We start from the raw sequence: 24,556 nt of genomic DNA, 5'->3' as shown, positions 1-24,556 counted from the left end.
GTACGATTGGGTATATGTCCCCGGTGCGTTTTGAGCAGTGCTATTACGAGTGCATAGCTTAGCTTAGAGGTGTCTACTTTCTTGACAGAAGAGCAAAAAGGGACGTGTGAAGCGATAACGAGCGCAAGAAGGGCGAGGAAGTCCCGAAAAGGGACGTGTGGAGCGCAAACGAGCGTAAGAGGGGCGAGGAAGTCCCGAAAAGGGACGTGTGGAGCGGAAACGAGCGCAAGAAGGGCGAGCAAGTCCCGAAAAGGGACGTGTGGAGCGCAAACGAGCGTAAGAGGGGCGAACAAGTCCCGAAAAGGGACGTGTGGAGCGCAAACGAGCGTAAGAAGGGCGAACAAGTCCCGAAAAAGGACGTGTCGAGCGGAAACGAGCGCAAGAAGGGCGAACAAGTCCCGAAAAGGGACGTGTGAAGCGATAACGAGCGCAAGAAGGGCGAGCAAGTCCCGAAAAGGGACATTGAGCTGCCATAAAGTCACTGATCCATCCTTCAATCCCGCAAAAAGGCTTCAACGGAGCAGGCGGAATCATGCCGGAAAAGCGGAGCGTTCTCCTTTGTCCTCTAATTTTAACTACAGATAAGATCATTCCAGAAAATTAGAGGACAACAGAGATTGGAGGCATGATCCGCATGCGGAGTGATGGCACACAGAAGGCGGTATGATCCGCATGAGGAGTAATGGCTCACAGAAGGAGGCATGATCCGCATGCGGAGTGATGGCACACAGAAGGCGGTATGATCCGCATGCGGAGTAATGGCACACAGAAGGAGGCATGATCCGCGTGCGGAGTACTGGCATACAGGAGGAGGCATGGTCCGCATGCGGAGTACTGGCATACAGGAGGAGGCATGGTCCGCATGCGGAGTAATGGCACACAGAAGGCGGTATGATCCGCATGCGGAGTAATGGCACACAGAAGGCGGTATGATCCGCATGCGGAGTGATGGCACACAGAAGGCGGCATGATCCGCATGCGGAGTGATGACACACAGAAGGCGGCATGATCCGCATGCGGAGTGATGACACACGGAAGGAAGCATGACCCGCATACTTTTTATAGGACATGGAGCTGCCGCGCAGCATGCTCTTCGCCCTCACCCCAACACGCGCTGCCCCTCGGCCACCGCCCGGCGGTAGTCGCTCGGCGACCAGCCGGTATCCTGCTTGAACAGCTTCGAGAAATAAGAATAGTTCGAATACCCGACTTTGGCCGCGATCTGATAGACCGAGAGCGAAGTCGTTTCCAGCAGCTGCCGGGCCGCTTTGATGCGGACCTGAATGATGTAGGTGCCGAGCGATACGCCGGTTTCCTTCTTGAATACGCGGGCCAAGTAATCCGGATTCAGATAGACGATTTCCGCGAGGCTGGCGCGTGTCAGATCGTCCCCGTAATGGCGGTGGATGTACTGCCGGATTTCCTCAACGACCGTAGGAGAGGGATCGCCGAAAAAGTGATAGTCCGCCGCGGTTTGCACCAGATACGCGATATATTTCTCCATATCCTCGATCGAGTTCAGCGATTGCAGGAACAGCTGGTCATGCGTCTTGCCGCTGTACAGCTTGTGCGCCTGGATTTCCCGGCTCTTCAGATAGGCGTACACCAGCTGCACGATGTCAATCCGGAACTGCCTCAGCACGGAGGCATTGCAGACGCCTTGGCGGGCAAGATTCCGCAAATAACCGCGAATCTCATTCAGAAACGCCGCCGGGTCATTCTGGTGCAGGAGCGCCTCCCATGAAGCCGAATCGGGCGGAGAATAAGCGGTTTCCTCCAGCGGATGATGCGCCAGGAACATGATTTGATTGCGCTTCTTGATCAGATCCTCGTTCATCTGCAGCAGCTCCCGGATGGAGCCTGGAACGCGTCCAAGCTCCGCGGTATCGGCGATGCAGCAGCAGGCATCGCTCTTGAGGAATTTGTTGGCTTGCTGAATGAACGAGAGGAACGCCGACTCGATCGCCGCAGGATCCGAAGCCTGGCTCCATTTCAGCACAAGGATCCAGTTATAATCCCTAAACTCCTGGATCGTCTCCACCGAGAAGCGAGGATCATCCAGCAGCTCGCTAAGCACATTGAGCAGCGCGTAGTCGAACAGATCCTTGTCTTCCTTCCCGAGGCTCCGATCGTACGGGAAAATGGTCAGGTGGACCGGAGTAAACAGATCGGACGTGAGATAAGACACATCATGCTCGGCGGCTGATTCCGCGATGGCGGCGGCGTCCACCGAAGGCCTTTTCTCGTGTATCCATTTGCGCCAGAATTGCTCCTGCAGCTTACGCTGATTTTTTTTCCACAGCTGTCCTTCCTTCAGCGCCTCCTGATAGCTTTGCTGCTCCTTTGCTTTGTATATCGCTTTGGAGATGATCAAGGTGAGCTTATCGAACTCGATCGGCTTCAGGAAATAATCGAAGCTCTGCAGCTCGATCGCTTTCTGCGCGTAGTTGAAGTCCGCGTAATTGGTCAGGAAGATGGTCTGCACGGCGTACCGCTCCTCCCGGATCCAGCCTAACAGCTCAAGGCCGCTGCCCTGCGGCATTTCGATATCGCAGATGAGGATCTGCACGGCATGCTGCTGCAGGATCTCCCGGGCCTGGGCGACATTATATGCGGTAAACACCCCCTCAATCGAGAGCGCATTCCAATCGATCTTCTGCTGCAGGGCGGCTACGACAAATACATCATCATCCACAAGCAATACGTTCATCGTTCGGCTCCTTTCAGGGTTGCGTTGGATAGCAGCAGCGGCAGCTCAAGGATGATCCGGGCGCCGCCGTCCTCGCGGTTATCGAAAAACGTCCGGGCCCGGCGCTGGTAGAGGAGCTCCAGCCGCTGCAGGGTGTTCATGATGCCAATGCGTTTTCCGCCAGCTTGCTTAAGCGGCCGCCCGTTCTGAAGCTGCTCGAGGATGTCCGGCGGGAACCCGGGCCCGGTATCGGAAATTTCGATGCAGAGCCGGGGATGCTCTCCCTCCGTTAGCAGAGAAACGTCAAGGCTTATTAACAGCGTCTGGGTGCGGGATACGGCATATTTGACGGCATTTTCAATGAAGGTTTGAAGCAGCAACGGCGGGATTTTCAGCCCGCTCAAATCATCGGTCATTCCGGTAATCCGGTACATGAACGCGTCCTGGTAACGATGCTTTTGGATTTCCAAATAAATGCGGACATGCTCAATCTCGTCGCCCAGCCTGACCAAGTCATCGCCGCTTTGAAAGATATAGCGGAAGTATTTCGATGTGGACAAGGACATGTACTCGATCTCCTTATGCATCTGCATCTGCGCCATACTGTAAATATTCGTCAAGCAATTCAGGAAAAAATGAGGGTTGATCTGCAGCTTCATATAGTTCAGCTGGATCCGCTGCTTCTCCAGCTCTTGCTCGTACATTTCGATCTTGAATTTCTTGATCTGTTCAATCAGATGCTTGAACTGGGAATTGACCTGTTCCAGCTCGGTGATCTCGCTGCTTCGAAAATCGAGGCTTTCGCTGTCCTCATGAATGCGCCTCAGATTTTCCGAGAAATTCTGAATGGGCTTCAGCACCTTTTTCTTGAAGTACAGCATGACGACGCTGAGCGTGCAGGTCAGCACAACGAACAGCAGCATGATGAGCAGCTGGGCGATCATGATTTTCTCGAACATGCCGAATTGGATCACCAGCTGCACATGAAAGGACGCATTGGAGAACGCTTTGGTCACAGTGGTTGTTGAGGGCGGGAACCTCAGCAAGGAAGCGGCCGCGCCGCTGACGCGGGTACGCGGATCATCGTCCGCTGCCGGGCCCGATATAGCTTCTCCGTTTGATCCGATCAAGGAAACGTAGCCTTCCTCGCCCAGGTTCAGCTCGCGCAAGGGCCGGATCAGGTCGTCGGCGGAAATGAGGCAGATCAAGTAGCGGTTATGATAGGGTACGATATTCACGATGTAGTGGGTATCCCGGACGCGGATCGGCTTCCAATTGGAGTAGAAGGTCTCATAGACGTTTTTGCTATCGGTTAAGGAAACGATCTGCTCCTTGATCTCAAGAAACTCCGAATACGTCACGGACATCGGGGCGTAGTTTTGGAAGAAGTCCTGCTCCTTCAGATAAAAAAAGAAATTGTAGCCCTGGCCGTAATTTTTTTGCAGCTCGTTAAATCGTTTATGAACGCGTTCGCTTGCTTCAATGAAATCGACGTATTCGGTATCCTTGTCATCCAGCGTCTTCACGCTTTCGTCGTTAGCCAGCGTCCATCCCATGTAATGATTGATATAAGCGAAGTCATGGTTGATCTGCTGGATATACAAATTCGCCGTATCCTGCAAATACCGCGTGGACTGCTGCTTGACGATGAAGATCGAAGCGAAGCTGATCACGAGATCGACGACAAGGGCGAAGATCGAGATGAAGAGCATGATTTTGACATAATGCCGAATCGGATAAGGCTTGTTATAAAGCGACTTGACCATCGGAATTCTCCAGTTCCTTTCGCGAACGCCTTGAAATGAAAGCGTTTTAAGGATAGTAAGGCTATTATAAAACGAAAGACGCAAAAAAACATGGCGTTCCTGGAGGCCTCCCGCGATAAAGTCCGGATATTGCCGGTTTAAGTCCGGATAACGGCAGGACATTGCCGAAACCGGGGCCCCAAGTCTCGGTAAGGGTAAAAGAAAGGTCCGATTAGCGTTTCACAAGGTCCGGTTAACGCTGCTCCGCCGGAGTATACTGAAGCTGTTCGATTCAACCTAACGCTTTGGAAGCGGCGGGAGAGAAAGGGGGATTCCATTGAAAGCAGGCCAACTGAACGACTCCCGGCAGCTTATTTCGAGAATCAAGAAAAATTGGGGGCTGTACCTGCTGCTGCTGCCCGCGGTGGTGCTGGTCCTGTTGTTTTCCTACGTGCCGATGTACGGCATCCTGATCGCCTTTAAAGATTACAGTCCTGCGGCAGGCATTATGGACAGCCCGTGGGCGGGGCTGAAATACTTCGAGAAATTTTTCCGCTCCTATCAATTTGAGAGCACGATCAAAAACACGGTCGTCATCAGCCTCTACAGCGTGGCTACGTTTCCGATTCCGATCATGCTCGCATTGATGGTCAACCAGATGCGTCCCAACCGGTTCAAGCGGTTTTTCCAGACGGTGACCTACATGCCGCACTTCATATCGACGGTGGTCATGGTCGGCCTGATGCTCATCCTGTTCTCGCCCAGCACGGGCTTGATCGGCAACCTGTTCCGCCTCTTCGGTGCCGAGGCGCCGAATCTGATGGGCTCGGCCGGGTGGTTCAGCAGCGTCTATGTGTGGTCCGACGTGTGGCAGCACATGGGCTGGGACAGCATCATTTATATCGCGGCCCTGTCGGCCGTCAATCCCAGCCTGTACGAGGCGGCGACGATGGATGGCGCGAGCCGTTGGCAGAAGATCCGGTACATCGATATCCCGATGCTGATGCCGACCATGATCACGCTATTGATCCTTCGAATCGGAAATCTGCTTGGCGTCGGCTTCGAGAAGGTGTATCTGATGCAAAACAACCTCAATATCACGTCCAGCGAGGTGATCGCGACCTATGTGTACAAAATCGGGATGCTGAGCAGCCAGTACAGCTTTTCCTCGGCCATCAACCTGTTTAACACGGTCATTAATTTCGTGCTCCTGATCATGGTGAACTACATTTCCAAGAAGTACAGCGAGAACAGCTTATGGTAGAGAGAGGAGGGTTTCAATGAGCGGAATGGAAGCAAAAACGAAAAAAGGGGCGCGCGCCGTCTACACCCGTTCCTCTGACCGCATCCTGGAGATTGCCATGTACATCTTCGCCGTCCTCTTGTTGATCGTTCTGATCTATCCGATCTATTTTATCGTCATTGCCTCATTCAGCGATCCGGCAGCCGTTGCGAACGGGCAGGTGTGGCTGTTTCCGAAAGATTTTACGCTGGCGGGCTATCAGGAATTGCTGAAGCATTCTAATATATGGGTGGGGTACCGTAATACGATCCTGTATACCATCGTGGGAACGGCGATCGGCCTGGCGGTCAACATTTCGGCAGCCTACGCGCTGTCCAGACGGGATTTGGTCGGCGGCAAGTACATTTCCCTGCTTTTTATATTCACGATGTTCTTTAACGGCGGCCTGATCCCTACCTTCATGACGATCCGGGATTTCCAGCTGTACGATACGTTTCTCGTCATGGTGCTGCCGTTCTCGGTGGCGGTATTCAACATTATCGTAGCGCGGACGTTCTTCAAGACGAGCATCCCCGAGGATTTATGGGAGGCGGCCCAGATCGACGGATGCGGGAATCTGAGGTATTTTGTCCAGATCGTCATCCCGCTCTCGAAAGCGGTAATCTCGGTCATCGCCTTATGGACGGCCGTCGGCCATTGGAATTCATATTTCAACGCGCTGATTTATTTGAAAGATTCGAATCTGTATCCGCTGCAGCTTATCCTCCGAAACATTCTGGTGACGAACCAGATGCAATCGGCCCTCGGAACGGGGGAAGCCGCAGCCGTCGCGCTGCGCTTAGCTAACCTGATGCGGTATGCGGTCATCATTGTCGCTACGGTTCCGATCATGTGCATTTACCCGTTTGTGCAGAAATATTTCAACCAGGGGGTGATGATCGGAGCCGTAAAGCAATAATGTTCGATTCAATGCATGTCCTGTCATCAAAAAGCTTGGGGGGATTATGGAATGGTAAAGGGCTTGAAGCTTAAGGCATTTCCGGTCAAGACGGCGGTTTCGATGCTGCTGGCTCTGATGCTGGTGTTTAATCTGGCGGGGTGCAGCGGCGGCGGCAAGGAACCGGCGGCGGAGCCGGATGCGGCTTTTAATGAAGAAGGGCTGCCGATCGTGAATGAACCGATCACGCTGGACGTGTTGACCGTTCGATGGGGGAATATGGGGGATACGTTTCTTCAGAATCAATGGCTGAAAGATCTGGAGAAGCAAACCAACGTGAAAATCAACTGGCAGATCATGTCCTCGAACGACTGGGGCGAACAGAAATCGATCATGCTGGCAAGCGGGACGCTCCCGGACATCATTTTCGGGGACATTGTGTTCAGCGATTCCGATATCGTCAATAATCTGTCCTACTTCCGGCCGCTCGACGACTACATCGACCGGTACATGCCCAATTTAAAGGCAGCGATGGAAGAGACGCCGGAGATGAAACAGATGAGCACCTTCCCGGACGGAAAGATCTACTCCCTTCCGGCACGGCTGCCGTCCAGACCGGAATCGTCGATCCAGCCGATCATCAACAAGACCTGGCTTGACAAGCTTGGATTGGACGTACCGGACAATACCGAAGAGCTGTACCAGGTGTTCAAAGCGTTCAAGGAACAGGATCCGAACGGGAACGGAAAAGCCGATGAAATCCCGGTCAGCGGTTCCGGGGATATCAGCGTGGATTTATACAATCCGTTCGGCATCACCGACATCAATGCCAACAGCATGATGGTGGTGGACGGGGAGCCCGTGTACTATCCGATTACGGAAAATTATAAAGAAGCGATAAAATGGGCGCATCAGTTGTACGCCGAAGGTCTGATCGACCAGGAGGTGTTCACCCAGGACAACACCATGCTGACGGCCAAGCAGCAGAATCCCGATGCTCCGCTGATCGGCTTCTCCAATCAGTGGGTACCCGATGCCGTGTTCGGGAAGTGGAAGGATCAATACATCGCCATTCCACCGATCGCCGGTCCTGACGGAAAACGCTATCAGGGCGGAGAGCCGGGCGGCTTGAGCCTGCGGCGGAACCAGCTGCTCATTACGACCTCCAACGAGCATCCGGAGGTATCGGCGCGCTGGGCGGACCAGTTCTATACCAATGAAGCCAGCATCCAGAATTTCTGGGGCGCGATCGGCACCGTCATTAAGAAAAACGACGACGGTACGTACACGCTGATGAATCCGCCGGAGGGAACGAGCGCGGATGCTTGGTACTGGGAGCAGTCGGTTCGCGATTTTGGACCGAAGTACGTCAGTCCGAGCTTTGAGCGCAATATCATCCTGGACGAAACGACAGGAGACGGCTTGAAGCTGGTCATCGATAAGCTGGGCAGCGATTATGTGACCACCCCGTTCCCGAACGTCATGTACAGTGCGGAGGAATTCCAGGAGCTGCCTACGCTGACGACCGATATCGACGGTTATGTCAGCACAACCCGGGCAAAATGGATTACGGAGGGCAACATTGATCAGGAATGGGACGCTTATGTGAATAAGCTGAACGAAATGGGACTGGAGCGGCTGCTCCAGATTCGCAAGGATGCTTATAAACGGTATACCAGCGCAAAGTGATGCCAGTATAAGGCGAATGCGGCCCTGCAGATGCGAATAGGCAGGGCCGCCGCCGTTTTGCTTGGGGCAATCTACATTTTAAGAACAAGAGGAGAGCGTTAGGCATGAACAAGTTTCGGATCGGTTTGATTGGACTCGGCGGCATGGCGCAAGAGCATATCCGCTGGATGAAAGCAGAGAATGTGTATGAGTTTGTTGCCGTCAGCGATGTGAACGGGGACGCGATGGCGAGAGTCGGCGATCAGCTCGGCATCGAAGACGGCAAGCGCTACGCGAATTATAAGGGACTGATCGAAGACCCGGATGTGGACGCGGTCGTCTCGGTGACGCCGAATAACGTGCATGCCGACATCATGAGTGCATGCCTTCATGCGGGAAAACCCTTTTTGGCGGAGAAGCCGTTTACGCGGATCTTCGAGGAGGCTGTGCCCTTGCTGGAATTGTACGAGAAACATCCGGTCCCGGTCATGATCGGCTTTACGTATCGTTATACGCCGGCATTCCGCTATGCCCGGGAGATCGTGCGTTCCGGGAAACTGGGCACGGTCCGGCATTTCTCCCACCAATACCTCCAGGGCTTTGGCGTCCCGCATCAACAGGTCCCGTATATGTGGAGGTATAACAAGGCCGTCACCGGGACGGGGGCTCTGGGCGATCTCGGCTCGCATATGATCGACATGGCGCGCTTTCTATTCGGAGAGTTCGAGGAGCTGACCGCCCAGCTGCAGACGATCGTTCCGGAACGCCGCGATCCGGTCACGGGAGCGATGGCGAAGATTGAGGTCGATGATTTCGCAAGCTTTCAGGCCCGGATGACAGGGGACGTTATGGGCGTGTTCCAAACGTCGCGCAATGCATTCGGCTCGGGCAACCAGCATGAAGTAACGATCTACGGCGATTTGGGGACGGTTCATGCGGGAACGCTTGACCCGGACCACATCGTGTGGATCCGTGAGGAAGAGGGCGGACAGCTGGCGAGAGCACTCGTCGAGGTGCCGGCTCATTGCAAGGTCACGCAGTATGCCGATTTTGCCGCCGTTTTAAGAGGGACCCCGGCAGACGGCGCGCCCGGCTTTATGGACGGGTACCGGAACCAGGAGGTGCTGGATGCCGTCGTAAGAGCAAGCGAGTCCAAGTCTGCCGTGCGGCTTAGGGCGGATTGAGCGTATCCCGACCGGTTTAAGCGTGTGTGACTTATCGTGCGCTGATGCCCGCTCACCATGCTTTCCCCATCCAGATATACAGTGGCATTAAAACAAACAGGAACAAGCAAAAGTTAACGGTTACAAAAAGGTATCTGAGTATGGGCTTACGGTGGAATTCCACAGGTGTGCGTAAACCTCCGGTGCCCTCGATCACGAACAGGATCAGCAGCGTGTGGATGATCGTATGGCCGATCACCTCGATGTGACCGAATACAAGGCTTGTCATGAAGAAGATTCCGGTGACGAGCAGTGCGGTAAAGCGGTTCATAATTCCCATGATAAAGGCCCATGCCAAGCCGATCTCAACGAAGGCGCTGATCAACACGAATTGCTCGAGGGTAAAACCGAAGGTGGGAAGTCCGTAGCTGCCCATGACGGAGCAGGCAAGCGCTGGCATGGTCAGCTTTTCCATGGCGAGCCAGGACAGCGAGAACCCCATACATATATAGAGGACGGCGGGAGCGGTTCTCATGAAAGGCGTGTCATAAACGAACAGGCAATAAACGATCCCCACATACATCAAATAATCCAAGGCGTGAAAAACTCCGTATTCCAGCGAAGCTTGGATATACAGCAAGAACAGAATGGCACCGCTTACTTTTAACGTTTTCGTATTGGCCAGACAGGCGGCGGCAATGAATAGCCCAAGGACGATCCACATCGATTTGATGGTGAATTCGGGGGCAAGGTAAGACCCGCTGAATAACTGCAGCAGAAGCCCGATGCCAAGGCCGGTTCGCAGGATGAGCTGGGTGTGCTGCTTCATTCGGCACAGCCATGTATGAATTCGCAGGATCGGACGCGCACGGCTGATCGGCCCGGATACGGCGCAGGCGAGCCAGAGCATTAGGACGGTAAACGCTAGCCAGAACAGGAAGGACGGGGTGACGATGCGGGAGAAAGGCAGGGGGTCCCATTCGAAGCTATCCGTAAACCATTTTACGTGCACATAGAAGTTGCTAATCTTGGAGAAATGCATTACCATTCACTATGTTCCTCCCTTAACCACTCTAATCACCTATCCAAGATAATACAAAATTAACTTAAAAAGTATATTCTGGACGAATGTATCCCTCCTTGTGAAAAATTTATCCCATAAAGAACGGTCAGACGGCCGAACCTATCGTTTCTTCAGACGCGAAAGATGGAGCGATCCTAAACGCTGTTTTGTTATAATGGTCCTAACCTAAGTTTAATAAAGGAAAAGAGTGACGCAGATGAAGCAAAGCGATGTGGGAGGACCTCGACCGTTCGAGGACAAGACTCGCCGTGATTACGATCATCCCGAGACACAGCATGAGAGCGGCGATCTCAAATACATAACGGAAGCAGCGGGTACGCCCATGAAGGGGCGTGAAGAGCGGGGAGCCGTGCTTATGCTGCAGGGAACGGCCTCGGATGTCGGGAAAAGCATTGTCACGACGGCATTGTGCCGCATTTTTCTCCAGGACGGCTACCGGCCGGCTCCATACAAATCGCAAAACATGGCGCTTAATTCGTACGTAACGCCAGACGGAAAAGAGATTGGGCGGGCACAGGGCGTTCAGGCTGAAGCCTGCGGCATCGCTGCCACGACCGATATGAATCCGATTTTGATCAAGCCGGTGAAGGACATGACGTCCCAAATCGTCATTCATGGCGTGCCTGAAATGCAGATGAGCGCGATGGATTATAGGAATCGGTTCCTGCCGAAAGCAAAGGACATTGTGCTCGAGGCACTTGAACGACTGCGCCGGCAGCATGACATTGTCGTGATGGAGGGAGCTGGGAGTCCGGCAGAGATCAACCTGAAGGACCGGGACATCGTCAATATGAATTTAGCGGGCTGGGCCGACGCCCCGGTAATCCTCGTTGCGGACATCGACCGCGGGGGCGTGTTTGCCTCTATCGTCGGTACGCTCGAGCTGCTGGAGCCCCATGAGGCAGCGCGGGTGAAGGGCTTCATCATCAACAAGTTCCGAGGGGATGTTGCCTTGCTTAAGCCGGGCCTCGATTGGCTCGAAGAGCGCACAGGCATTCCGGTGCTCGGGGTTCTGCCCTACATTCCGGACATGCGCATTGAGGCGGAGGATTCCGTCGTGCTGGAGAAGCTTGCGCTTCGCTCAGGACCGCGGAAAGAGCTCGATATCGCGGTCATCCGGTATCCGCGGATCTCGAATTTTACCGATGCGGATGCATTGGCCGGCGAACAGGACGTCCAAGTCCGCTTTGTAAGCTCGGCGGATGATTTGGGCGAGCCGGATGTCATCATCCTGCCGGGCTCGAAGGATACGATCGGCGATCTGGAATTTTTGAGGGAGCAAGGCTTGGCACAGTGCATTATGGACCGGGCGCGGGAGAGAAATGTACAGATTGTCGGCATTTGCGGCGGCTACCAGATGATGGGCAAGCGTCTTTCCGACCCGGATGCGGTGGAAGGAGGCGCACGTGAAGCGGAGGGGCTCGGGCTGCTGCCGCTGACGACGATCTTCAGGAAAGAGAAGAGAACCGTTCGGGTCCGGGGAAAGCTGGCGCAGGGGCATCCCTTAGCACTGGGCACTCCGGTTCCCGCTGCCGATACGCCCATTGAAGCGTACGAGATTCATATGGGGATCAGTGAATGGAGCGGGTCAAGCGAGGATGGAGCGTATGCACCGCTGTTCATCATGGGACCCGGCCCCGATGGGAACGCCGATTCTTATCCGATGGAAGGTCACTCGGAGGGACTGGGCACTGCGGACGGTTCGGTATGGGGCAGTTATTTGCACGGCCTGTTTGACAATGACGAGCTGCGCAGGGCATGGCTGAACGGCATCCGGCTGAAGAAAGGGCTGGCCCCGATCGGGGAAACCTTCAACGCGCGCAGCCGCAAGCTAGAGGAATTCGACCGGGTAGCGGGCATCGTGCGAAGCCATCTGGATATGGACAAAATCTATGCGATGAGCGGATTAAGGCAGCGGGTCATCCAGGAATAAATGGATTTTCAAACGGGAATATAAATAATAAAGTTGGAGTGGCACCATGCCGACGGCATGGTGTTATTTTGCGTCGATTTTCAATTTTTTGCTCCCCAAATGAACATTACCCTTGATTAAATATAGGATAGGGGGGTATACTAATTACAAGCAAAGAAACATTCATGCAAGTGGACACCTACAGGATTGGAGTGATCGCGGATGAGTAAGAAAATGGCTTTTCTAACATTAACAACCCTGCTGGCTTTCGGTTTCTTCACGGGATGTGATGATCCGAAAGGGGGAGACTCAAGTTCCGGAAACCAACGATCCCCGCAGGATAAGGCCGGCCGTGAGGCGCAGCTTGACGGGCAAGGCGAGCATGGAGCGCATGAAGCCGAAGAAGCTTCAGCACACGGCATACAAGATGTGCAAGAGCCGCACGAGGCGCGTGGAAATCATGGAACACAAGAGGCTCATGGAACGCATACGGCAAACGCATCACATGGAGCACATACAGGACATGGAGCACATGCAGAGCATGGGGCAGGGCATGGAGTTTCGTCGGACGACTACAAGGCGGCCTTCCAATTCAACGGTGCGCTGAACGCAGGCAGCGACACGGAGCTGACCATCAAGATTACCAACAAGGATGGGCAGCCGGTGCAGCAATTCGATGTTAATCATGAGAAGCTGATGCATCTGATCATCGTCAACCACGATCTGTCGTACTTTGAGCACATTCATCCCGATTATCTGGAGAACGGCGTCTTTACCGTGAACACAACATTTCCGGCAGGCGGGAAGTATAAGCTGTTCGCGGATTTCGTTCCCCAGGGCGCTCATGGGGCAACACTTAGCGAGTGGGTAACGGTCGCAGGAGAGGAACAGGCGCATGCACCGATCAAGCCGACAAACCTCGTGCAGCAAGTGGACGGCAAGCGGGTCGAGCTATCGCTCAGCAACACGCTTTCGAATGAAGAGGCTGTGCTCGCCTTCGAATTTCAGGATGCGGCAACCAAGCAAGGCATCGATAATTTGGAGCCGTACCTGGGCGCAATCGGCCATGTCGTTATTTTGTCGGCCGATGCGGAGGAATACATTCACGTGCATCCGGTGGATGAAGACGGAACCGGACCGAAGGCGGAGTTCGCCACAATCTTTCCGAATAGCGGCATCTACAAAATCTGGGGACAATTTCAGCATAAGAACGAGGTCTTTACGACTGCGTTTGTGGTAGAAATCCAATGAATCAAGGAGTGATCGATATGTCCGAAGCGGTAAAAATATATACGATACCAACGTGCAGCGACTGCAATTTTGCCAAACGTTATTTGAAGGAACGGAACGTCCCGTATACGGAATACAATTGTGAGGAAAATCCGGCTTACGCCGAGGAAGTACGGGAGCTGACCGGAAAATCAATTGTACCGACGATCGTGATCAACGGCCGGGTGTTTATCGGCTTTGCCGACAACCTGGACGAGATTCGAAAGCTGATTCCATAAAAAAACTGTTTCACCCATGGCTGGTGGGGGAAGAAGCGCAGGCGATCCTACAAGGATTGCCGCGCTTTTTTTCGTTGCGCCGGAGCAGATGGAGCGGTCGCTTTCGTGCTTACCGCCGGGAAAATTTTTCGAAGTTTAATCCAAATTCACAGGTGTCAAAAATCAGTAGGGGTGTTATTATATGGTTTGTGTCTTTCTTAGGAAAACGGCGATTGATCATGGATCGAGAGGAATCATGAAACGATCGGAGATATGTCACGTATCAATATTCACCAAGCTTTGAAGGAGGGAGATTATGTTGGATAACGGCATGAATGTCATTCTGTTCGAGAAGAAGCCGGACGGAGAGCTCCGGCAGATTGAGGAGCGGACATGGACGATGAACATGGTGACGGCGCTCGAACACGTGAATTATATCGTAGCGGGTGGCCAGGAATATGAGACGATTGAAGGCAGGCTGAATGTAGATTCCGGAAAATTGGAGCTGCTGCTCGTTCCGATGCGGAATGTGTGAATCTTTGTCCGAAAGGAGCAATCATGTTGAGTAATGAAAAAGACAAACAGGAATCGCCGGCATCCAAATGGCTGACGCCGGAAGGCAAGCCGATTCGCGTCCTGTCGAGCTCGCTCGGCATCGCGCTGCTCGCCAATGCGTTTCTGGTATCCGGAGCCACCGCAGCCGGCAACCCGAACGAACTGGCCTCGGAAGGCGTATCTTCGGCCGATGAGCCGAAGCTGGTCTCATGGTCGACCGAGGAAGTGAAGAAATATTTCGATAAGCATACCGACTGGAACATCCCGTTCCCGGAAGAGGAGGATTTCCAGAAAGCCGAGGAAGGCTCGACGGGGTCGGGCTCCGGCGGCACGACGGTCATCAATAACTACAGCGGATACAATGCCGGCTTCGGCTGGGACGATCTGCTGCTCTACCATATGCTGTTTAACAACGGGTCCTATTACTCATCCAGAGGCTGGTACGATAATCACCGCGGCTATTATGCCAACACCGGCAAGCCATACAAGCCACGCACGTACACAAGCGGCGCCTTTCAGAACAAGCCGGTGGTCAACTCCAACGTACGTCCTAAGACCTCGACCTCGTCTTCCGGGACGATCGTTCGGCGCTCGACCTCTTCCAAATCCGGAGGAATCGGAGGCAAGTCCAGCGGCTTCAGCTCGTCGTCCAGCTCGAAATCCAGCTCAAGATCGGGCGGGTTCGGCGGATGACCGATTCGGGCGTGTTTGAAGTCGCAGGACAGCCGGCCCATAACCGGAGCGAGCGAGTGAAGCAGCTTGCCGAGCTGGGGTTCATGTGGGCCGATCTGGAAGAGGAGCCGTACTGGATCGACCAGATCGTGACGATGAACGAAGACGTTTACAATGAGCTCGAGGCTGCGGCCTCCATGCTGTGGCGGATCGTGGACAAGACCGTTCGCTATATTCACGGCAATCATCATATTTACCATCTGATCGGCATCCCGGCAATTCTATGGGAAATGCTCGATCGATGCCCCATACCGGAAGAAGGGCTGATCAGCCGCTATGCCCGATTCGATTTTGCGGTTTCGCATGACGGTGCGATCAAGCTGCTCGAGCTGAATGCCGACACGCCTACCGGTTATGTGGAGGCCTCCATTGCCACCCCTTGGCTATGCCGTCAAGCAGGCATCCGATCCGTGAATGACCGGATGGCTGGACTGGTTGCAGAGGCTTGGGGCGTGGAGCGGCCGGATACGGCAGCCTGCATCGGCTATGGCGAGCACCTGGAGGATTCCGGTACGATTGAGGCTTTGGTCCGGCACAGCGGATTGGACGTCCGATTGGTGGATTGCCTGGATCTGTGGGTGGACGAAGGCGTTTTGAGGGACGGCGACAACCGGGAAATCCGCAGGATGTTTGCCTTGTATCCAAAGGAGTGGATGTCCGTCGATGAGGGCGGTGACGCACTGGCCTACGCGATTGAGACCGGAAACCTTGCGCTGTTTAATCCGCCGCACAGCATTCTGATGCAGTCCAAAGGTCTGATGGCCGCGATCTGGGGAATGTTCGAGCTGGGACTGCTGTTCGGTCCGGAGGAACGGGAGGCCATTGAGAAATACATGCTCCCGACCTATAACAAACCGGTATTCTCCGGCAATTTCGTCTCCAAGTCGATGTTCGGCAGGGAAGGCGGCTCGGTAAAGCTGTACGATAACTCGGGGGAGCTGGAGGTAGAGGATCAGGACGGTTACGACACCAGTGTAATGTTCCCGACGGTCTATCAGCAGCGAGCCGAGCTGGCCCGAATCCGCACAGCGGAGGGCGAGTTTCATCTATTAACAGGCTTGTTCATCCTGAATGGCACGCCTTGCGGGCTGCTGGGACGGGCGGGCGGTCTGATTACGGGAAATACGAGCCATTTTATCGCAATAGGAGTGAAGTAAATGGAATGGAATGAAGGAAAGGAGCACCAAGCTGCGCCTCGCAGGAAACGCAGATTCTCGCTTGCCGCATACGGATGGCTGGCGGCAAGCCTGATGCTTTTATTCGTGCTGAGCGCGTGCTCCAGCAGCCAGACGGTGTTTCATACCGGGAGCTCGGGGGAGGAATCCATTTCTACGGCAAGAGTGCCTTGGGATTACCGGATTGTCGAGGGCACCGTGGGTGATCTGATCGGCGGGGATATGACCGTGCTGCCGGATAATGAGCTGCTGCCCAACGACGGCAACTATGCGACCGGGGACAAGATCTGGACGCTGCAGTTTATGGACGCCGAGCTGACGACCGACGAGAACCAGCGGAATAATATCCGCTTATCCTCTTGGCAGACGATCAAATCCTACAAGGATGAGAAATCGGCCCAGGCAGATCTGACCAACCTCAAAGTCATCGTCAAAACGGATGTGGAACTGGTGGGCGTGTACGCAACGACGCATAAAAACGAAACAAGACGCTTTGCCGTAATCGAGCTGCCGACGGGGAACCGGATCAAGCAGCCGATCGACGAGAAGCGTTATACAGCAATGGAAAAAGAGAAGACGGTTGATGTTGTATTGGAGGAAGTACATGACTTCGCCGATTACGACTTGGCCTATGCAAAATTTCGGGGGTGGGCGGAGTGACGGTTGTTATCAATATCGCAGTTAGCGTGGTGTGCATGATTCTGCTTCAATTGCTGGGGATGCTAGTATTCAGCTGGATGACCCGGTTTAACGACATGGAAGAGCTGAAGAAGGGGAACGCGGCCGTAGGGCTGGCCTTCGGCGGCAAGTTTATGGGAACGGCGATCATCTTGGGCGTCTCCGCCTATACGAATTCATCGATCTGGCACATGATGCTGTGGTTTGCCGTCGGGTATGTGTGCCTGATCGTCGTCTATTGGGTGTTTGAGCTCGTAACGCCGGGCCTGAATATTTCCGAGCATTTGCAGAAGGGGAATATGGCCATCGGCATTTTGCTTGCGATGGTGTTTATCGGCACGGCTTTTGCTGTAAGCAGCCTGATCATCTAAAGCTTCGTACAGCAAATGCGGGAGAGGAGCAGTAGTGGGTGCATTTTATCCTAAAATGGTCTTTAAAAATGATGCGTCTGCGCAAAACCACCATCACCTGCATCGTGGTGCTGTTTGTCGCATTGAGCGCAACCGCCGCCTATTTGCTGGAGCCGGATACCTATAAAACGTGGTTCAACGCGCTGTACTGGGTGCTGACCACGATGGCAACGGTAGGTTATGGCGATTATTATGCCGTCACCGTACCGGGTAAGGTGCTGACGATATTTTTGTATATTTTCGGCATCGGGCTCCTCAGCCTGGTGATCGGGAAGATCGTAGAAGCTTTCGGCAGCATGCAGCGACAGAGAGGAGCGGGCAGATTGAATTATCGCGGCAAAGATCATGTCATCATTATCAATTGGAGCAAAAAGGCACAGTCCGCCATCGATGAAATATTGTCCTATGATTCGGCACCGGGCATCGTCGTTATCGACGAATCCGGACGTCATCCGGTTGAGCATCTCGAGCAGGTGCATTTTGTTAGCGGGGACCCGGCTGCAGATGATACGTTATCCAGAGCCAATATCCATGAGGCGAAAGCGGCGATCATCTTTGCCGATTCGCGGATTGACGAGGCTTCGCTGATCGATGGGAAGTCGCTTCTCATCGCCTCGAGCATCGAGCGGCTTGCGCCCAAAGTGCATACGACGGTTGAGATCGTGCAGGAGCAGAATGTTCAGAATTTTCGTCATATTGATGTGAATGAATTTGTGCTGTCGCACGATGCCGTTTCCCGGTTAGCGGTCCGCGCCGCGCTGCAGGAAGGCAACTCGGATGTACTGATGCAGCTGCTGAGCCGCTCGTTTGGCGATGACATTTACGAGATTCCGGTGAGCAGCGTCTGGAAGACCTATGGCGATGCTTTCCAGGATTTGCTCCGTCAGGGCGCAACGCTGATCGCCGACCGGAGCGATCTGGGAATCAACCGCAAGCTGGGACAGCCGATTCCCGGGGATGCACGGCTCTATATCGTTTCGGATGAGGCGACATATCGGAGAATCGCAGATAAAGAATAAAGGTAAAGGCTCGTAAGCCCTCGCGCTCAAGATGACAATCTTGCCGGCGTGGGCTTTTTTTTTAGGTCCATTTTCGGGATGAAAAGGACGTCATTGGCCCGAAAGGTCCATGAGCAGATGCTCACTGCTTCTCTCCTGCTTCATAGGAAATCGCTTAGCTTTCTAGGAGAGAGGGCCTCTGCTTCATAGGCCGCCGCCCCGCTCCCGACCGTACGGCCCATCCTTCGGCAAGCGTTGCCCCGCTGGTCGTCATGAAGGCCGGAAGCGGCTGGTCGTTTCTGCTGACCTCGGTGCTGGCCGGAGCAATCATCATTGTGCCGGTTGCCCTTCTGGCCAATCATGCGGTAAAGCAGCGGAGATATCCAGCTTTTTGAGGATACATCCTTTTTTTGCTTTGTAAAATTAATGGATGCACAGGCAATATATATCTTTATATTGGAGGATCAGTTCCATGGACATGCGGCGACCGGGAATGGATCCTTTCTTTGTTGCGGCGGCGATAATTAAGAATTTGTAACTAATACATATACCATAAAAAGCGGATTTCGAAACAGCATCCCGGAAAAATAGGATAGGATTACCACTTGAACCTGAGTTGTAAAACTATAGAATAAAAACCAACCCGGTACGGGACTCTATTCTTATTTTGTAGATATGGATAATATTTACAAACCTTGATGGAATGCGGTTCTCAGCCGTTTTTTTATAAGACTAAGGTATCAATTTTGTAATAACTATGGATAAAGATGTAAAAACGACCGGAACTTTAGCAATTTTTCTGCGTTTATATTAACGATTCACGAAAATTTTCAGAAAACCTTCGTGATTACGCTGAACTCATCTCATGTACTGCTGTATAGGGATTCTTCGGGTTAAACAGCGTCCAATTTTTTAGACACGCAGCGAGCTAACATTCGGATGCAATCTTGTCAAACAGCACGGCTGAGAGAAGAGCAAAGCATGCTTCGGGGGAGAACCACGAATGATTGAAGGTTTTACTTCTTTATGACTACTATTCCAATGGGAAAAGTTAGTAAAGAAGAAATATGGTATCGGGCGTGTATCGGCCGTAGAATGACGAGTAGCAGCTCCGTCTTCACGAACAAGCCGGTACGCAATCATTATGGATTGAAAGGGCAGGTGAACGAAGAAGACGATGAGCAGACGAAAATGGTGGGTTGCCGCAGCACTGTGCACTATAGTGCTTCTGAGCGGTGCCGCTGTAATACTCGGAAACTTCCGTCCGGTCATAACGACGTATGCGGGAGCGGACGGTGTGAAGATGAAATTCAAAACGGAAGGCACTTCTTTCCTTGTGTACGGGGAAGATGAGAGCTGGCGTGAGATATTCGCCAAGGGCGTCAATCTCGGCGCGACCGTTCCGGGACATTTTCCGGGTGCGTTGCCGGCAACCGAAGAAGACTACTTGCGTTGGTTCAAACAGATTGATGATATGGGAGCAAACGTCATTAGGGTCTACACCGTACACAATCCGGTCTTCTACTCGGCCCTGGTGAAGTACAACCGGGACAAGGGTGAGGATCCCCTCTATTTCATGCAGGGGATATGGTCTCCGGAAGAGCAGCTGATCGAGCGTCGGGATGCATACGACGAAGAGATTGTGCAGACGTTTAAAGCCGAGATTTCCAAGGCGGTTGCGGCTGTATACGGCGATATTACCGTAGAGCCGAAGCATGGACAGTCAAGCGGCGAGTATAAGACGAATGCGGGCAAATATTTGATGGCCTGGCATTTGGGAACCGAATGGGATCCGTCCATGGTCGACAACACGAACAGGGTACATAAGGATGCTCCAAGATACGACGGGGCATTCTTCTCCGGCACAAAGGATGCGAGTCCCTTCGAGAACTGGCTGGCCTCATTGCTGGATTATACGGCTCAGCAAGAGCAAAAGTACGGCTGGCAGCATCCGATGACCTTTACGAATTGGGTCACGACCGATGTGCTGGAACATCCGGGTGAGCCGCTGTTTGAAGAGGATCTGGTGTCCGTCGATGCCCGGCATATTGAACCGGTTAACTGGAGTGCCGGATACTTTGCGGCCTATCACGTGTATCCTTACTATCCGGATTTCTTCCGTACCGACAAAACCTTGCAGACGATTCCGGACGGGAATGGAGGATATAACACCTACAAGGCCTACCTCCGCAAGCTGAAAGCGGAATATGACGATATGCCGATCATGGTTACCGAGTACGGCGTGCCATCATCGATCGGCGTCTCGCACCACGGCCCCGGCGGTCGGGATCAAGGGGGGCATGATGAAGCCGAGCAGGGCGAAATTAATGCCTCACTGACCCAGGAGATATTCGATGAAGGCTATTCCGGGGCGATATTGTTCATGTGGCAGGACGAATGGTTTAAGAAAACATGGAATACGATGCCTTTTGAAATACCGGCAGACCGGCGGGCATTCTGGTTGAATGTGCTGACGAACGAGAAGATGTTCGGCGTTCTCGCCATGCAGCCGGGAAAAGAAGGGCAGATTTCCATTGACGGCGATTTGGCCGATTGGGATAAGCTTCCTGAGGGAGAGGTCAAACAGTGGGAAGGGACGGCCCCGGGCGTTAAGGGAATGAAGCTTACGCATGATGAAGCATACCTGTATATCGGGATGGAGCTTGAGGAAGCCTTCGATCCGGAAGATTCCAAGCTGTTCATCGGAGCGGATACGATTCCCGGCGGGGATATTCCCAAGAAGGAGCTTGCTGGAAGATCGCTTACAGGGGGCGAACTGGAGACGCTCATCCAGCTTGGTCAGGATGACGAATCCCAGGTAAGCATCGCGCCGTCCTATGATTTCCACAGCCGTTTGTACGGCAAGGACGGATATTGGATGCTGCCGGATAAACCGAAAGCCGGGAGCAAGGATGATCCGATCGTCCCAGGCGGCACGTTCCATGCCTGGAAGCTGGCGATCAGTCTGATGATGAACCCGCCGGACACACGGTTTGCACACCCGTTCATTGACGAGACGGTGGGCATGCTCAAGCGGGGCAGCAGTGATCCGGAGTCCCCGGATTTCAACTCTCTGACTGCTTGGCAGTCCAAGGACCGATTCGTGGAGATGCGCATTCCTTGGATGCTGCTGGGCTTCGGAGACCCTAGCTCTCTTCAGGTGGTCGATTACAGTCCGCTCAAAAATAAACGGGAGTTTTCGACCGTGACAACCGAAGGAATAAAACTTGCTCCATGGATCGCGAAGCGGTCGGAGCTTGACGGGTCGGCAGACCCTGCGGCGGACACCCGGGAGATCGATCTCGGGAAGATTCAGCCGTACACCTGGGAGCTGTGGGAAACGCCTGTGTACAGTGAGCGCTTGAAGCAAAGCTATTACGATATGCAGGAAATATTCACTCGTCTGCCTTAAGTTCTCGAGGGCGGCCAGATGCTAAATACAAAGAGGAGGCACTCGATTATGTTTTCAAATTTAGCCTTGGCCTACGGATTTATCTATGTTTGCCTTGGCCTGATTGCAGCCGGAATCATTGTGCTGTTCTACATGAAGATCAAGCATAATGCCGAGCAGCGGGAAATGGAGCATTATGCTGCCAAGCATCACGATTACTTTGTTTATGTTCAGGCCCATCTGCATGATGATATCAAGCTTGAGCTGCCGCCAGGGAAGCTGACCCGTGCCGAGCGCAGGGTCATCCAGGCGAAATTCATCGAATGGATCGAGCAGTTCAAGGGAGAAGCGAGGGAGAAGCTCCTTCACCTGTGCAGGGAAGCGGGCTTCGTGGAAGAGGATCTGCGGGCGTTGTCCAGCCCGCGCAAAGGACGCCGCATTGAAGCGGCGTACCGGCTCGGGGGTATGCGTGCCGAAGAGGCGGTACCGCAGCTTCAGCAGCTGATGAACCGGACCCGTTACGGACCGCAGACCATCATCTTGGCCAGAGCGATTGCCAAGAGCGCGAATGAGCAGCGGCAAATCCGTGAAATGCTGTCGCGGTTGCTGTCGTACGGCAAGGCCATTCATCATATGGCCGCCGACATTTTGCTTGAGACTCGGCTGGACGCTCCAAGCTTGATGCGCAAGCTGCTGGATGATCAGGACCCGGGACTCGTCAAGGTGGCGCTCGTTGCGATGTGGGGACAGGCTGTTCCGGCAGCCGTTCCTACATTGAACCGGCTGGTCGGCTCTGAGGAGAAGGATGTGCGGGCCGAGGCGGTAAAGCTGTATCTGGGCTCCAATCCGGCGCTTAAAGACGATACGATCGCTGCGCTCATGCGCGATCATGCCTGGGAGGTCCGGGCAGCGGCAGCCAAAGCGCTCGGAAGGCTTCATGCGGCCGGAAGCATTCCGCTACTGGCTGAGGCGCTGAAGGACGAGAACTGGCATGTCCGCAACAATAGTGCGGAAAGCTTGGCGATGCTGGGCGAGCAGGGCTTCGAAACGCTGTGCCAGGCCGCTCTTACGGGCACAGGTCCTGCGAGAGAGACGGCGCTGTACCGGATTGAACGGATCATGGCGAAGGAAGGCGACCATGAAGAGGTCGAGCAAATGGTGGCATTCAATAAGAAAAAGCTTGTTTATGACCGTTACTTCGGCATTCAACCAAGTAAACGGATCGGAACAGTTGCAGGAGTAGGAGGGGATTACACTGCTTAGGGATATCCTGCTCACTTACGGCACGGTGGCGATTTACTACGTCATGGCCGTCAGCGCGCTATATTTTGTAATAATTATGCTTTCTTTCAGAAACATCTGGGATATTTACAGACGGGCGTCCTATTCCAAATATAATACGCTCTCGGGGTCGGAGCTCGTCCCGTCGGTCTCGCTGCTGGTTCCTGCATATAACGAGGAGTTGACCATCACGGAGAACGTCCGCTGTCTCATGACGCTCAATTATCCGACCTATGAGGTAATCGTGATCAACGACGGCTCCTCGGACCGGACGCTCGATGTGCTGATTAAGGAATACGAGCTGACGCTGCTGCCTAATCCGGAAGTTCGCGGAAGGCTCGAGACCAAACCAGTGCGAGGGGTCTATTACAACCCGCAGTATCCGCATCTGTACGTCATCGACAAGGAGAACGGCGGCAAGGCCGATTCCTTGAATGCGGGCATTAATCTTTCACGTTACCCGCTCATTTCCTCGATTGATGCGGATTCCCTGCTGGAGAAGGATGCATTGATCCGAATGGCTCGGATGTACATGGAGAATCCGGAGGAGACGGTAGCCATCGGCGGCGACGTTCGGATCGCGAACGGCTGCGTGATCGAGAACGGAGCGGTCAAGAACGTATCCCTGCCGCGCAAAATGTGGCCGATGTTCCAATCGATCGAATATATGAAAGCCTTCCTGGGCGGACGGATCGGTTGGAGTCAGATCAATGGCCTGATTATCGTCTCCGGCGCCTTCGGCATGTTCCGCAAAGACTACGTAATCGCTGTAGGCGGCTACCGGGGCGGCTATCCCGGCGAGGATATGAACATCATCATCAAGCTGCACCGCTATATGCTTGAGAATAAAATCCGATACCGCGTCGCTTTTTGTCCGGAAGCGGTGTGCTGGACGCAGGCGCCGGACACGTACAACATTCTGTCCAACCAGCGCAAGCGCTGGGGACGCGGTAACCTGAAGAACATGATTGAGAACCGCGATATGGTATTCAATCCGAAGTACAAAGTCATGGGGCTCCTGACGATGCCCTACAACGTTATTTTTGAAGCGTTAAACCCTTACTTCAGAATTACGGGCCTTCTGGCTCTGCTTGGATATGTCATGCTGGATATGACCAATTGGCACGTGCTGCTGGTATTCGGATTGGTGAATTTCCTGAGTGGTTATCTGCTCAGCATCGGCGCACTCCTGCTTGAGGAAATCGCCTTCCGCCGCTACACGAAGCTGTCCGACCTGGTGAAAATGCTTCTGTTCTCGGCGCTGAAATTCGTCGGTTATCATCAACTGGGTGTGCTGTGGAGAGTACAGGGCCATATCCAATACCTGCAAAACAACAATTCATGGGGGACCATGACGCGGCAGAGCTGGAAAGATAAGAAGGAAGCGGCATGACATCAGGCCCAAAGT

21 protein-coding genes are annotated in these 24,556 nt (G+C 53.6%); 18 read left to right on the top strand and 3 right to left on the bottom strand.

Features of this window, described 5'->3' with window-relative positions:
- The first annotated feature begins 155 nt into the window (after window positions 1–155).
- A complete protein-coding gene (locus J2Z18_RS29730; protein WP_210095752.1) occupies window positions 156–416 on the top strand; it encodes a hypothetical protein in 261 nt (86 codons plus the stop codon).
- 683 nt (window positions 417–1,099) lie between these two features.
- Here the strand turns inward: J2Z18_RS29730 and J2Z18_RS29725 are convergent.
- Both J2Z18_RS29725 and J2Z18_RS29720 read right to left on the bottom strand, forming a co-directional pair.
- Window positions 1,100–2,710 carry a helix-turn-helix domain-containing protein gene (locus tag J2Z18_RS29725; RefSeq protein ID WP_007133121.1) on the bottom strand — a complete coding sequence of 537 codons (1,611 nt, stop codon included), beginning with the start codon at window positions 2,708–2,710 and terminating at the stop codon, window positions 1,100–1,102.
- Entirely contained in the window at window positions 2,707–4,455 is a 1,749-nt protein-coding gene (locus tag J2Z18_RS29720) for a sensor histidine kinase (RefSeq protein WP_007133120.1), read from the bottom strand. Before J2Z18_RS29720 ends, J2Z18_RS29725 begins: the two co-directional genes overlap by 4 nt.
- A 316-nt stretch (window positions 4,456–4,771) precedes the next feature.
- Between J2Z18_RS29720 and J2Z18_RS29715 the strand changes: the two genes are divergently transcribed.
- The 4 genes from J2Z18_RS29715 (at window position 4,772) to J2Z18_RS29700 (ending at window position 9,466) form a co-directional block, all read left to right on the top strand.
- The gene (locus J2Z18_RS29715; protein ID WP_007133119.1) at window positions 4,772–5,698 is read left to right on the top strand and encodes an ABC transporter permease; all 927 of its coding nucleotides are present in this window, start codon (window positions 4,772–4,774) and stop codon (window positions 5,696–5,698) included.
- A 16-nt stretch (window positions 5,699–5,714) separates the two neighbouring features.
- A complete protein-coding gene (locus J2Z18_RS29710; protein WP_007133118.1) occupies window positions 5,715–6,635 on the top strand; it encodes a carbohydrate ABC transporter permease in 921 nt (306 codons plus the stop codon).
- A gap of 102 nt (window positions 6,636–6,737) precedes the next feature.
- Window positions 6,738–8,303, top strand: coding sequence for an extracellular solute-binding protein (locus J2Z18_RS29705; RefSeq protein ID WP_373872069.1), 1,566 nt, complete (start codon window positions 6,738–6,740; stop codon window positions 8,301–8,303).
- A 104-nt stretch (window positions 8,304–8,407) separates the two neighbouring features.
- Entirely contained in the window at window positions 8,408–9,466 is a 1,059-nt protein-coding gene (locus tag J2Z18_RS29700) for a Gfo/Idh/MocA family protein (RefSeq protein ID WP_007133116.1), read from the top strand.
- A 52-nt stretch (window positions 9,467–9,518) separates the two neighbouring features.
- On the opposite strand, the gene J2Z18_RS29695 is transcribed toward J2Z18_RS29700, so the two are convergent.
- On the bottom strand, window positions 9,519–10,493 hold the full coding sequence (locus tag J2Z18_RS29695) for a hypothetical protein (RefSeq protein ID WP_007133115.1): 975 nt from the start codon (window positions 10,491–10,493) through the stop codon (window positions 9,519–9,521).
- A gap of 391 nt (window positions 10,494–10,884) precedes the next feature.
- Between J2Z18_RS29695 and J2Z18_RS29690 the strand changes: the two genes are divergently transcribed.
- The 13 genes from J2Z18_RS29690 (at window position 10,885) to J2Z18_RS29630 (ending at window position 24,541) form a co-directional block, all read left to right on the top strand.
- On the top strand, window positions 10,885–12,462 hold the full coding sequence (locus J2Z18_RS29690; RefSeq protein WP_100085321.1) for a cobyric acid synthase: 1,578 nt from the start codon (window positions 10,885–10,887) through the stop codon (window positions 12,460–12,462).
- Window positions 12,463–12,663: 201 nt separating this feature from the next.
- Window positions 12,664–13,692, top strand: a complete 1,029-nt coding sequence (locus tag J2Z18_RS30725; RefSeq protein WP_007133113.1) for a DUF8832 domain-containing protein — start codon at window positions 12,664–12,666, stop codon at window positions 13,690–13,692.
- Window positions 13,693–13,709: 17 nt separating this feature from the next.
- A complete protein-coding gene (locus J2Z18_RS29680; RefSeq protein WP_007133112.1) occupies window positions 13,710–13,949 on the top strand; it encodes a glutaredoxin family protein in 240 nt (79 codons plus the stop codon).
- A gap of 295 nt (window positions 13,950–14,244) precedes the next feature.
- Window positions 14,245–14,463: a hypothetical protein gene (locus tag J2Z18_RS29675; protein ID WP_007133111.1), complete on the top strand. Its 219-nt coding sequence runs from the start codon at window positions 14,245–14,247 to the stop codon at window positions 14,461–14,463.
- Between the two features lie 23 nt (window positions 14,464–14,486).
- Window positions 14,487–15,176 carry a hypothetical protein gene (locus J2Z18_RS29670; RefSeq protein ID WP_210095751.1) on the top strand — a complete coding sequence of 230 codons (690 nt, stop codon included), beginning with the start codon at window positions 14,487–14,489 and terminating at the stop codon, window positions 15,174–15,176.
- Window positions 15,173–16,372 (top strand): glutathionylspermidine synthase family protein, encoded by a 1,200-nt coding sequence (locus J2Z18_RS29665; RefSeq protein ID WP_210095750.1) that lies wholly within the window; start codon window positions 15,173–15,175, stop codon window positions 16,370–16,372. Before J2Z18_RS29670 ends, J2Z18_RS29665 begins: the two co-directional genes overlap by 4 nt.
- Entirely contained in the window at window positions 16,373–17,050 is a 678-nt protein-coding gene (locus tag J2Z18_RS29660; protein ID WP_007133108.1) for a hypothetical protein, read from the top strand.
- A complete protein-coding gene (locus tag J2Z18_RS29655; RefSeq protein WP_007133107.1) occupies window positions 17,047–17,439 on the top strand; it encodes a DUF350 domain-containing protein in 393 nt (130 codons plus the stop codon). Before J2Z18_RS29660 ends, J2Z18_RS29655 begins: the two co-directional genes overlap by 4 nt.
- A 38-nt stretch (window positions 17,440–17,477) precedes the next feature.
- Window positions 17,478–18,497: a potassium channel family protein gene (locus J2Z18_RS29650; protein ID WP_007133106.1), complete on the top strand. Its 1,020-nt coding sequence runs from the start codon at window positions 17,478–17,480 to the stop codon at window positions 18,495–18,497.
- Between the two features lie 251 nt (window positions 18,498–18,748).
- On the top strand, window positions 18,749–18,871 hold the full coding sequence (locus tag J2Z18_RS29645) for an HPP family protein (RefSeq protein WP_083832690.1): 123 nt from the start codon (window positions 18,749–18,751) through the stop codon (window positions 18,869–18,871).
- Between the two features lie 782 nt (window positions 18,872–19,653).
- Window positions 19,654–21,888, top strand: a complete 2,235-nt coding sequence (locus J2Z18_RS29640; RefSeq protein ID WP_028407313.1) for a hypothetical protein — start codon at window positions 19,654–19,656, stop codon at window positions 21,886–21,888.
- 48 nt (window positions 21,889–21,936) lie between these two features.
- Window positions 21,937–23,130 carry a HEAT repeat domain-containing protein gene (locus J2Z18_RS29635; protein ID WP_028407312.1) on the top strand — a complete coding sequence of 398 codons (1,194 nt, stop codon included), beginning with the start codon at window positions 21,937–21,939 and terminating at the stop codon, window positions 23,128–23,130.
- A 43-nt stretch (window positions 23,131–23,173) separates the two neighbouring features.
- Window positions 23,174–24,541: a glycosyltransferase family 2 protein gene (locus J2Z18_RS29630; RefSeq protein ID WP_028407311.1), complete on the top strand. Its 1,368-nt coding sequence runs from the start codon at window positions 23,174–23,176 to the stop codon at window positions 24,539–24,541.
- Window positions 24,542–24,556 lie beyond the last annotated feature (15 nt).

It is taken from the genome of Paenibacillus lactis (genome assembly GCF_017873605.1).
GTDB classification, from domain to species: domain Bacteria; phylum Bacillota; class Bacilli; order Paenibacillales; family Paenibacillaceae; genus Paenibacillus_AQ; species Paenibacillus_AQ lactis.
This window is presented reverse-complemented; position numbering and strand designations above follow the sequence as displayed.